Origin of the sequence: Chryseobacterium luteum (assembly GCF_000737785.1) — a bacterium.
Classification (GTDB): domain Bacteria; phylum Bacteroidota; class Bacteroidia; order Flavobacteriales; family Weeksellaceae; genus Chryseobacterium; species Chryseobacterium luteum.
Genome location: NZ_JPRO01000003.1, coordinates 315,824 through 327,294 on the forward strand (window position 1 = coordinate 315,824; position 11,471 = coordinate 327,294).

Sequence of the window (11,471 nt, forward strand, 5' to 3'; positions counted from 1 at the left end):
ATAATATCTATGAAAGATCATGAAATTATAAACATTGGAAAATACATTTTCGGATTGTGCTTTGCACTGGGAAATATCTGTCTTTTCGGTTATTTACTAACAAAAAATGACGGTTTTGCAGTTACAGGTTATTTGCTTTTAATTTTCGGAAGCATTATCAATTTGTTGATTATCATAGGATTGTTAATCTATTCACTTGTTCATCCATCAAAATTTGAAATCTGTCTCAAAGCTATTGGTATCCTTATGATCAATATTCCCATTGCCTTTATTTACGCTTTAATAGGACTTAATCTAAACTAAAATAAAACCTTATGAAAAAAGTACGTGTCCGCTTTCTGCTTTTTGTGTATGATAAAACCCAGAAGCTCTACAGAAAATATTTTAAAAAGAAAAAAAGACAATGGCAGTTCAATGAACAACAGCTGCTGAAATTCCAGGAAGATTCTTTAGGAAGAAAACTGGGCGAATTTTATAAAAAGCATGGATTTTCTATGATCCCCAAAATGGAAGACCATGACGTACACCATCTGATCACCGGATGCGGAACCCAATTTGAGGACGAGATCGCCATGCAGTACCTTCTCCTCGGAAACGGTAAGCTGAACGCCCATCTCCTTGCAGCAGTTGTATTAGGAACCCTCATCCTTCCCGAATACCTGAAGCTGTATATCAAGGCATACAGAAAAGGGCAGAGCATGAGACCTTTTTACCACTGGGATTTCGAAAGCCTTCTGTGGCAGAATTTCGACCACCTGAAAGATTATATCCAGCAGAAAGAAACAACAGTCTTGTATTAATCCATCTTCAGCCTTAAACTGCGCCTTAATAATCTTAAATCCTTATTCCTCCTTAAAGATTCAAATCTTTTTAATCTTTTAAATCATTCAATTTTTCAATTATTAAATCTTCCCCATCATGAAAACACATCATCATATATTTCTTACAGCCGCCTTGTTTGTCATTGTATTCTATGATCAGGACATCGGATTGAATCTCGGGATCCTTGGTGTCGTTTACGCATTGCTCACCCTGTTCAAAACTCCTGAAAGAAACAGAACAAGAACCTTTCTGATACTTTTCGTTACAAGTATTCTGTCATGTTTTGCTTTTGCATGGTTCGGGGATTTTCCTTCCCTGCTGGCGGTTGTAAGCTCTCTTTTGCTGCTCGGTTACCGGTCGAAAAACAGAAAGCTGAAAATACTTTTCCTCATTCCCGTATTTATCATCAACAGCGTTACCTCCTTTTGCCGGTTCTTCAGTTTCGACGAATGGCTGCCCAAAAAGAATATGTCCGGAATGTGGCAGAAAGCCTTGGCATTCATCATCATTCCTCTGCTGTTTATTTCCGTGTTTTTCGGGATCTATTCCGTGGGAAGTGATCATTTTGCTGCTGTTTTCAGAGATTATGAGCTGGATATCAATATATGGCAGGTGCTGTGTCTGTCGGTTTTAGGATTTTTTATTGCATTCAATTACTGGAACTATGCGGTGGAAAGATTTGTATATAAAAAGAACGACCTGCTGGATGATAACTTTCAGGAGAATGATAAGATCCGTAAGGCAACCTATTCCTTCCTTGATCTGGATGCAGAAAGAACCAGCGGTGTCATTTCTTTCTTCTGCCTGAATATTTTACTCGTGTTTTTTATTGTCACTTACAATTACGAGCAGTTTTACGAAATTTCCAAAACTCCGGTACAGCTTTCCGAAGAAACCCATGAAAGAGTCAATGCCGTAATCATGTCGATCATTATGGCAGTTTTGGTCATTATGTTCTATTTTAAATCCGGGTTCAATTTTGATCCCAAAGCAAGACTGATGAAAATTCTGGCCAGGATCTGGATCATTCTGAATGCCGTTCTTGTCTGTTCCGCGGCACTGAAAAACTACGAATATATACTCAGTTACGGATTTACTTACAAAAGGCTGGGCGTGTTTGCTTTCCTCCTGTTGGCGCTGATCGGTCTTGCCCTTACTTTCATTAAAATTCAGAAGAAAAAAAGAAATGCATTCCTGTTCAATACAATGACCTGGTATTTTTATGGAACAGTTTTGGCTTGCAGTTATGTGAACTGGGGCGGAATGATTACCTCCCAGAATATGAAACGTAAAGATTTTGTGGTAAACTATCACTTTGAACAAATCAACTTCAGTGAAAAATTACTGCTGAAGTATGCAGACGAAAAAAATGATTTCAAGCTTAAAAAGAAAGTGATGGAAAAAATTAAAGAAGAAAAATCCAGACCTTTCCTTTCAAAGATCCTTTACTATGAAACATTAAAAGATTAAATTATTATGAAAAAATCCTTATTGTTAATTCCATTGATTATTATTTCATGTAAAAAAGAACCAGCGATAACAGAAACCCCTGATAGGGATTCTGCCAGGTCCACAGAAATGCCGGACGCTGCTAAAACAGATTCGGCTGTCCTTAGAGAGAAAGATTCAATCATTAACAATGCCCCTGTCACCAAAGAAGTACTGCGCAAAGGCGTAATGAGAAGCGAGAAAGAAGGCCGGATCATAAGAACGGCAGACGCATCACAGCTCCCTTTCACATTAGGGGAGGAGTTTACAAAAGACGGACAGGAACTGGTTTTAAAATTGACCCATTATGACAAACCCAATATTAAAGCGAAAATCTCCACCAATGAAAAAGATTTTAATATAAGATTCAACCAGATCAGACTTCCAAACGGAGATTATGACGGGCCTTTCGGAAGAGATCTCACCTACGACATCAAAGAAAAAGGCGAAGTCTGGCTCATTATCGGGAAAAGTAATATGGCTTCCGGTAATACAAAAGGAAGTTTTAATGTAAGTGTAGAATAATATTCATCGTTTTGGTATAATTTCTGCAAATTCAATCCTAAAGTTTAAAATTATGAAAAATATATGGTTAATGACAGCGGCAGTTTCGGCAGTAGTAGTAAGCTGTGGAACAGTACAGTCACTGGTTCAGAATACATTCCCTTATACAGCCAATGTACTGGTGTCCACGGGTGTGCCTGCCGATAAAGAAGTTTCGTCTACCGCTACGGCTACCAATGTGCAGACATGGTTTGGAGGAAATAATAATGCAAAGATCAAAGATGTAAGAATTTCCGATGCTAAAATTTCTGTAGTTTCTCCTTCGGGCGGAAATTTAAGTGCCCTTAAATCTGTGAAAGTTTATATTTCATCCAATGGAACAGGGGAAAAGCTTGTGGCATCACGGTCAAATATTACAACAGACTCTTCCAGTTTAAATCTGGATATTAATGATACAGGATACCTGGATGAGGTTGTAAAAAGTTCCGGACTTACAGTAAGAACAGTATATGAGCTGAAAAACCAGACAAGTTCAGATATGAACCTTAAAATAGCTCTTAATTTCAACAGTGTTCCCGCGAGCTGATCTTATAAAAACCTATAAACAAAAACGTCTTTCAAAATCTGAAAGACGTTTTTATTTGAATATACAGAAAACTATAAATTATTTCCGGCCGGTTTCTACGGATGTTTTTCATTAAATGTCATGGTTGATAATCCGCTGTGTCAGCTTTTCGTGATTGAATCCATAACGATCGTTACAGGTCCGTCATTAATCAGTGAAACTTTCATATCTGCGCCGAAAATCCCGCTTTCAGTTTTTAATCCTGATTTAGCCAGCTCTTCTTTGAAATAATCGAAAAGAGGAATCGCTTTATCCGGCTTTGCCGCTTTGATGAAAGAAGGGCGGTTCCCTTTTTTATAATCTGCAATCAGCGTAAACTGGCTGATACAAAGGATTTCTCCTGAAATATCCATTACAGAAAGGTTAAGTTTACCCTCTTCATCCCCGAATATCCTCAGATTTAAAATCTTCTGAACAAGCCAGTCTGCATCCGGTTTTTCGTCATTTTCATCAATTCCGGCCAGCAGCATTAGCCCTTTTCCAATCTCCCCGGCAATTTTCCCGTCTACTTTTACACAGGCCTCCGAAACTCTCTGTATAACAACCTTCATTCTAGTAATAGATATTTAAAGTTTTAGTGGAAGGATCATAGTTGTAGGGATACGTTTTAGGAGGAAGAGAAGTTGCAGCCCCTGATTCCGGCTGGCCTGTTCTCAAAATCCAGCGCGTATTGTCTTTAGGGCACAGAATGCTGATATTATCCTTTACCTCAAGAGTGGTATTCGCATCAGGGCAGATATGGGGAGCATTTCGGTCATATGCTTTGAAAGAATCTCCCACCCGCACTACAATCAGTCCTCTTGATCCGGCTTGCTGCTCATTCACATAAATCCAGCCTCCATCGTAGTTCAGATTGTTATAAGCAGGCAGATTCAGGTTTAAAGTTACATTAATAGGATTGTTGGGGAAACAGTTTACTGTATCTTCTCTGCTTCCACACGAGTTTATAGTTAAATTACTGAAAATCAGTAACGTTAAAATAGATAGGATTGAAAAAGTTTTTTTCATTTCAATTTAAATTTTTATATATTTGTAAAAGTTAAACGATTATAACACGTAAAACATTGTCCGGCAAATGTCGGATTATTTTTTTATACCAAACCTAAATTTTGAAAATTATGGCAAGCTATGTAACAAAGGAGGGACAAGAGAAAATGAAAGCTGAGCTGGAACAGTTAGAAACTGTGGAAAGACCAAAGATTACCCAGCAAATCGCAGAAGCAAGAGATAAAGGAGATTTATCTGAAAATGCTGAATACGATGCGGCTAAAGAGGCTCAGGGGATGCTTGAAATGAGAATTTCCAAGCTTAAAGATATTATCGCTACTTCCAAGGTCATAGATGAAAGTCAATTAGATACTTCAAAGGTTTCCATCCTTACTACGGTAAAGCTTAAAAATAATGCTACCAATCAGGAGCAGGTATTTACACTGGTACCGGATAATGAAAGCGACCTTAAAACAGGAAGGATTTCTGTGAATACACCGATCGCGAAAGGATTACTTGGAAAAGTAATAGGCGAAACGGCAGATATTACATTACCAAACGGGAACAAACTGTCTTTTGAAGTATTAGACATCACTCTATAGTCTAAGTAAATACAATCCGGAATCAGACTACCAATCTTTAACCTTTAACTTCTATAAAAAATGAGCAGTATATTCACAAAAATCATCAACGGTGAAATTCCCTCATATAAAATTGCCGAGGATGATCATTTTATAGCATTCCTTGATGCAATGCCTTTGGTGAAAGGACATACACTGGTAATTCCCAAAAAAGAAGTTGACCTGATCTTTGATCTGGAAAGTGAAGAATACAAAAATCTTTGGGGATTTGCCCGGCAGGTCGCCCAAAAGATAAAAAATGCTGTTCCCTGCGTAAGAGTGGGAGTAGCTGTAGTAGGACTTGAAGTTCCGCACGCGCACATCCATCTCATTCCTTTAAACAGGGTGGAAGATATGAACTTCAGAAATGAAAGACTTAAATTAACAGACGAAGAATATAAAGAGATCCAAAACTCAATCATTAATTCTTAAAAAGCATAAAATCGTAAAAAAGAAATTTTTTACGATTTTCTTTAACATTATTATATAGTATGAATTCAAACCAATGCTCTTTCTGCGGCAGAAAAAGAAATGAGGTACAGATGCTTATTTCCGGGCAGAGCGGCTTTATCTGCGAAAACTGTATCGAACAGGCACATGTTATCGTAAAAGACAGTGTTTCTAAAACAGGATCTTCTCCTGCAGAAAATATAGACGAACTTAAAAAACCGAAAGAGATTAAAGAATTCCTTAACCAATATGTCATTGGACAGGATCAGGCTAAAAAACAGCTGTCAATCGCGGTATACAACCATTATAAAAGACTGCTTCATGCACAGGATGAAAACAGGGAAGTAGAACTGGAAAAATCAAATATCATTATGATAGGCGAAACCGGTACGGGAAAAACTCTTCTGGCAAAAACCATTGCAAGAGAGCTTAATGTTCCTTTCTGTATCGTAGATGCTACTATTCTTACTGAAGCGGGGTATGTAGGGGAAGATGTGGAAAGTATCCTTTCAAGGCTTCTGATGGTTGCTGATTATGATGTAGAAAAAGCAGAAAAAGGAATCGTATTTATTGATGAAATCGATAAAATTGCAAGAAAATCAGACAATCCAAGTCTCACCAGGGATGTTTCCGGAGAAGGTGTACAGCAGGGATTGCTGAAGCTTCTGGAAGGAAGTATCGTTAATGTTCCGCCTCAGGGAGGAAGAAAACATCCTGATCAGAAATATATCCAGGTGAATACTCAGAACATTCTCTTTATTGCTGGAGGGGCTTTTGATGGAATAAAAGATATCATCGAAAGAAGAATGAACAAACAGGCTATAGGATTCAGCTTGGAAAAAATCAATAAAACGGATGAAGAGGAATATGTATTAACGAATATCAATGCAGTCGATCTTCGTTCTTTTGGATTAATTCCTGAACTTCTGGGAAGATTTCCAATCATTACTTATCTTGATAAGCTGAATAAAGAGACCATGGTAAGAATCATGAAAGAGCCTAAAAACTCTATTGTCAATCAGTTTGTGGAACTCTTCAAAATGGACGGTGCCAATTTGGTTTTCACAGACGGAGCCATTGAAAAGATCGTAGAAGAAACCATGGAAAAGGGATTGGGGGCCAGAGGCTTAAGAGGAACAACGGAAAAGGTACTGGAAGACTATATGTTTTCAATAGGTGAAGAGAAAGAAATTATATTAACGGAAGATAATATTTTTGTTAATAAATAAAATATTTTTTTTTCTTTAAAAAAAAATCTTACCTTTGCGGGTGAAGATTGTATTAACACACAAATAATTTATACAATGAGAAAAAGTTTATTTGCTATAGGTCTTTTAGCAATTAGTTACTCTGTTCAGGCGCAGATACTATGTCACGTTGACGCTAATGCTAATATGTATGTGAGCGAAGGTACCCTGGTTTATAGTGGCGGAGGTGTACAGACAAGAGGTAATGGCCTTTTGGATGTGCATGGAAACGTCATGATCGTAGGTAATGCCGGAGACGCTTTGAAAACAATTGATGCTGTTGGTGGAGATAAAACCGATGGCGGAAATATTATTTTAAGACTTAATACTCCCACTGCTACTGATGATGTATCTACGTATGGCCAGCTGTATGTAGATGGTTTGACTCAGGGGCAGATCACTGGAGTTGTAAGTAAGGAATTCAGAACCAAGAAGAATGGTAATGGAAATTTTTATCAACAGGTTGGACTGCCTTTCTTTGGTAAAGCTTTGAATACATTATCCACCGAATTGGGCAAAACTTTTGGAACTCAGAGGAGAACCCAAAATGAAATCCTGAAATGGAACAATACTGCGGCTGTAGCTGATCATTATTCAGACTTATCCGTAACTACCAGCAATGGTTCTGAGTACTATATGCTTGGGTCTAACAACAACAACTTAGATGTAAGCAGTGCTTTGCATACTCTTAATGGCCGTCCTTATGCAGCATTTGCCTCTGCTACAACTCTTCAGAATGCAGGGAATGTTTCTTTCGGACCGGGCGGTACTTCCGTTAATGGGTATAATGAAAAGTATAACACTTATCTTCAGGATCAGTTTGAAACCTCTATTACTCCATGGACTGCTACATACGGTAAAAATATTTACCAGTTCGGAAACCCTTTCTTAACTAATCTTGATTTATCAAAAATAGGATTTATAGAAAACGGAGGAACGAGTGATGGAAACAATGTTTCTAATATCTGGGGTGTAAGATATGATCCGGGAACTGTAGTTGTAGGCTCTCAAGGGAATGCCTATAGTACAGGAGCGTTGATTCAGACTTATACTACTGCAGGAATTCCTGTTGGAGATATGGGTATGATTATCAAACCAATGCAGACTTTCGTTCTGAAACTGAGAGATAATTCTTCCCAGACATTAACCTTGAACACCCTTAGAAGATTCAATTCAACCGTTAGAGCTGCTGCTACTGACTACAGTGTTACTGCTGCTAAAAATGGCAACAACATCAGTGGTACGGTAAAACAGCTTGGAGTAATTGGTTTGGATGCTAATGGAAAAGAAGTGGCAAGAACTTATTATGTAGTTTCACCTAATTCGGTTACAGGACACCAGTCCTCCGTAGCAACTACAGTTCAGGCAACGGCAGGAAGTAACATTATCGGTACATATGAAGAAGCTTTGAATGGAGGTTATGATACAAACTATACCGGACAATATTGGTTATACATCAATGAGGCCAATGAAAGTAACTTTAAAGGTAAGAATGTTAAGCTTGTAAATTATGATACAGGTAAAGTTAAATCTTACAAATTTGAAATAAGAGAAAACGGAGAATTGGTTCCGGCAGGAACTCACCTGTTGTCTGCAGGTATCGGTTTTTACTATAAAGCATCAAATGGTACTTTACAGCCGGCAGCACAGGATGGTATTGCACCTAATGCTGTTGCATCTTATGATTTATATTATGGTGAGCCAAGCAATGTGGTATTAGCTGCAAAAGAAACGGCTACACCTTCAAGAACAATGGTGGTATACAATCCGGAAATTACCAACTACATTGTTAGATTTGATCCAAACTGGAAAAAGGCAGATATTGAAGTTTATGATATGAGCGGTAAACTGGTTATCTCTAAAAAAGCAGTTAATACATCTACGGATTTTGTGATTGAGCTTAACGGAGCAATTAAAAATTCTTATGTTGTAAAAATTGTTTCTGATAAAGGAGAAACTGTTAACACTAAAATCTTAAAATAAATATTATGAAAACTATCAATAAATTAGCACTCGCTCTTTTCTTTTTTGGAACACTACTGGTCAAGGCAGATGACGACATACCACCTGCACCGGGAGGTGGCGGTACTGGAGGGGTAGGACCCGGAGGAGTTTCACCTGCATCACCTATTGACATGTATATTTATCTGCTGTCTGTTGTTGCAGTTATATTTATTATATACTATACAAAGAATTTGAAGAGCCAAAAAGCCTAAAATTTTATTAAAATAACATTAAACTCTCTGATTAGTCAGAGAGTTTTTTTATTTTTACTCTATGAAAAAGATATATATATTATCTGCAGTATTAGCTGCATTTTCTCTGCATGCTCAGTTCACAGTTACGGTTCAGGCACCCGCAGAATTTAAAGATCAGGATGCCATTTTATATACCTTAAACGGTTCAAAAGATATAATTGTTACCAAAGAACAAAGCAAGAATAATACATGGACCTTCAAATATCCAAACCATTATATGGGAATGATGAAGGTGTATTTTCCGGCTTCAAATAATACGGTGAGCTTTGTTTCAGAGAACAAAAATGTGAGTATTAAATTGGATGTTCAGAATAATAAGCTTAAAGATGTAATCTATCTTGATGAAGTAAATGACCTGATGAGCAAACAGCAGGAAGGGTCACAGAAAAAAGAACTTATTCTTCCTGCATTGGCACAGATCAAAGAATATTATAAAGATAATACTGAATTCGGAAAAGCGCTGAAAAGCGAGATAGAAAGGCTTGCCGGGATGAATAACGGTGTTGATGCAGCGCAGCATCCGTTTATTTCTTATTACAATACAAACTATAATAAATTCCTGTCTAATTCCACGGATCCTGCTAAAAAAGTCAATGAAGCTGATATTGTCAACTTCCTGGATAAATCCAATGACATGCTGGAATCTTCTTCACTTTTAAGACCTGTTTTGGTTGCCTATCTTAACTCAGGAGGCAATACTAATGTGGCAGGTTCGGTAGATACGCTTTTAGACCGTTTAAAAGTTGAAACTCCAAGAGGACAGACCGTTTTATCAGAGCTTATTGATATCTTTGATGCCTACGATATGGACGAATTCAAAACCAAATATCTTACGCTGGCAAAGAACCTTAAATGCACCATCAATGACAGGCTGGCAACTACTTTAAAATCCAATGCCAATGTTGAAATGGGAGCAGCATTCCCTAACATTAAATTTCAGTCCCCGGCGAATACATCAGCAAAGTCATTATATGATGTGAAAGCTGATAAAAAAATAATTATTTTCTGGTCATCTACATGTTCTCACTGCGAAAGTGAGCTGCCTCAGCTTTTGGCAAAATACAATGATTTGAAGGCGAAAAATGTACAGATTGTCGGCTTGTCTTTAGATGTAGATAAAAACTCTTATACACAAAAGATTGCTGCATTTCCTTGGATCAATGACTCTGAATTGAAAGGCTGGAACAGCAGTTATGTAGAAACCTATAATGTTCATGCGACACCTACATATTTTATTTTAGATGCTAACAATAAGATAATCAATAAACCAGACCATGTGGGCAATGTTTTGGAATATTTTAAGCTAAAATAATTTTGGTGGTAAACAAATATTTTCTATATTTGCACCACCAAAAAGGCGAGGTAGCTCAGTTGGTTAGAGCGCAGGATTCATAACCCTGAGGTCACGGGTTCAATTCCCGTCTTCGCTACAATAATAAACCGCAATGCATTGATTATCAATGGTTGCGGTTTTTGATTTATACGGTAGATATATGACGGTAAGTTATTTTTAGACAAAATCAAAATAACGATAACGAGTACTAAGAAATGTCATATTTTTCATCATCCCCTTTATCAGCGACTTCAATTTTCACCTCCTATTGCAAACATACAAAATGAATATTCTGTAAGAATTTTGTAATTATTATAGTGTCTTTTTCTGTTGTTTTTGCCAAGCTGTTGGAACAGGAATACAGGGTAAATAATCTCCGATATTGGTTTTAATTTACATGTCCAAAAGATTTTATATGGTATTTGCTTATTTATTCTGTTCTTTAAGAATATGTTTCCTCTCGGTTGCAGAGAAGTTTACATATATTCAAAAATCCTCCATTACTTTCTATTTTAGAAATATTTGTCAGGAAAAATCAGAAACACTTTCCCCTTAAGTTGTTTCAATTTCAAACAATCGTGTTTCATGAAATAATCTATAATAACTAATTGTTATAAAAATAGTAACATAAATAAATTATTTGGTTAAAATTGTGAAATTATTATCATTATTTTATTTATATTGATGATAATTGTAGTTTAACATAATAAAATACTTTAAAAATTATCAATTATTTATTTGTGTAACTAAAAATAATGTATAGATTTGACAAGAATATATTCCCTAGTTGGTCATTATAAGAATAATATATTTATAAGTGCAGGGGTATATTTCCATTATTGGTGTTATTAGATATTTAAACCTAAAATATATTTTTATTATGTCATTTAAAGCAAAATTCAAAGCCGCCGGTATCGAGCGCAACATTCTAGCTGTAGATTTCGGAATGCTACAGGAAACCGACCCTACAGGAAGACCCTCTTCCGTTGCGAGAGGGGGAAAGATTCATTTAACAGTTGAAGGAACGGGAGCTACCGATCTTTTTGAATGGATGACCAATTCATTCGAAAGGAAGGATGGCAGCGTTGTCTTTATAAAAAGAGACAGTGATGCTACCTTAAAGGAACTGAAGTTCAA

At 36.8% G+C, this 11,471-nt stretch carries 14 protein-coding genes and 1 tRNA gene; 13 read left to right on the forward strand and 2 right to left on the reverse strand.

Annotation, left to right across the window (positions count from 1 at the left end):
• Positions 1–9 precede the first annotated feature (9 nt).
• The 5 genes from IX38_RS06685 to IX38_RS06705 all read left to right on the forward strand — a co-directional run bounded on the left by IX38_RS06685 (position 10) and on the right by IX38_RS06705 (position 3,400).
• Entirely contained in the window at positions 10–303 is a 294-nt protein-coding gene (locus IX38_RS06685; protein WP_034703083.1) for a hypothetical protein, read from the forward strand.
• 11 nt (positions 304–314) lie between these two features.
• Entirely contained in the window at positions 315–800 is a 486-nt protein-coding gene (locus IX38_RS06690; protein WP_034703085.1) for a Coq4 family protein, read from the forward strand.
• A 118-nt stretch (positions 801–918) separates the two neighbouring features.
• Positions 919–2,292 carry a DUF4153 domain-containing protein gene (locus IX38_RS06695; protein WP_034703086.1) on the forward strand — a complete coding sequence of 458 codons (1,374 nt, stop codon included), beginning with the start codon at positions 919–921 and terminating at the stop codon, positions 2,290–2,292.
• 6 nt (positions 2,293–2,298) lie between these two features.
• The gene (locus tag IX38_RS06700) at positions 2,299–2,835 is read left to right on the forward strand and encodes a hypothetical protein (RefSeq protein WP_034703088.1); all 537 of its coding nucleotides are present in this window, start codon (positions 2,299–2,301) and stop codon (positions 2,833–2,835) included.
• Between the two features lie 52 nt (positions 2,836–2,887).
• Complete coding sequence (locus IX38_RS06705) at positions 2,888–3,400, forward strand: hypothetical protein (RefSeq protein WP_034703090.1); 513 nt, start codon at positions 2,888–2,890, stop codon at positions 3,398–3,400.
• A 140-nt stretch (positions 3,401–3,540) separates the two neighbouring features.
• On the opposite strand, the gene dtd is transcribed toward IX38_RS06705, so the two are convergent.
• Positions 3,541–3,990: a D-aminoacyl-tRNA deacylase gene (gene dtd, locus IX38_RS06710; protein WP_034703091.1), complete on the reverse strand. Its 450-nt coding sequence runs from the start codon at positions 3,988–3,990 to the stop codon at positions 3,541–3,543.
• 1 nt (position 3,991) lies between these two features.
• Positions 3,992–4,447: a Rieske (2Fe-2S) protein gene (locus IX38_RS06715; protein ID WP_034703093.1), complete on the reverse strand. Its 456-nt coding sequence runs from the start codon at positions 4,445–4,447 to the stop codon at positions 3,992–3,994.
• Positions 4,448–4,557: 110 nt separating this feature from the next.
• Between IX38_RS06715 and greA the strand changes: the two genes are divergently transcribed.
• The 8 genes from greA to tssD form a co-directional block, all read left to right on the forward strand.
• The gene (gene greA, locus IX38_RS06720) at positions 4,558–5,028 is read left to right on the forward strand and encodes a transcription elongation factor GreA (RefSeq protein ID WP_034703094.1); all 471 of its coding nucleotides are present in this window, start codon (positions 4,558–4,560) and stop codon (positions 5,026–5,028) included.
• A 60-nt stretch (positions 5,029–5,088) separates the two neighbouring features.
• Positions 5,089–5,478: an HIT family protein gene (locus tag IX38_RS06725; RefSeq protein ID WP_034703095.1), complete on the forward strand. Its 390-nt coding sequence runs from the start codon at positions 5,089–5,091 to the stop codon at positions 5,476–5,478.
• Between the two features lie 59 nt (positions 5,479–5,537).
• On the forward strand, positions 5,538–6,725 hold the full coding sequence (gene clpX, locus IX38_RS06730) for an ATP-dependent Clp protease ATP-binding subunit ClpX (protein ID WP_034703096.1): 1,188 nt from the start codon (positions 5,538–5,540) through the stop codon (positions 6,723–6,725).
• 75 nt (positions 6,726–6,800) lie between these two features.
• Positions 6,801–8,726 (forward strand): T9SS type A sorting domain-containing protein, encoded by a 1,926-nt coding sequence (locus IX38_RS06735; RefSeq protein WP_034703097.1) that lies wholly within the window; start codon positions 6,801–6,803, stop codon positions 8,724–8,726.
• Between the two features lie 5 nt (positions 8,727–8,731).
• The gene (locus IX38_RS06740) at positions 8,732–8,959 is read left to right on the forward strand and encodes a hypothetical protein (protein ID WP_034703098.1); all 228 of its coding nucleotides are present in this window, start codon (positions 8,732–8,734) and stop codon (positions 8,957–8,959) included.
• A gap of 61 nt (positions 8,960–9,020) precedes the next feature.
• Entirely contained in the window at positions 9,021–10,313 is a 1,293-nt protein-coding gene (locus IX38_RS06745; protein ID WP_034703100.1) for a peroxiredoxin family protein, read from the forward strand.
• Positions 10,314–10,357: 44 nt separating this feature from the next.
• Positions 10,358–10,431, forward strand: a tRNA-Met gene (locus IX38_RS06750).
• 783 nt (positions 10,432–11,214) lie between these two features.
• Positions 11,215–11,471: type VI secretion system tube protein TssD (gene tssD, locus IX38_RS06755; RefSeq protein WP_034703102.1), on the forward strand; the 257-nt coding region annotated here is incomplete at its 3' end.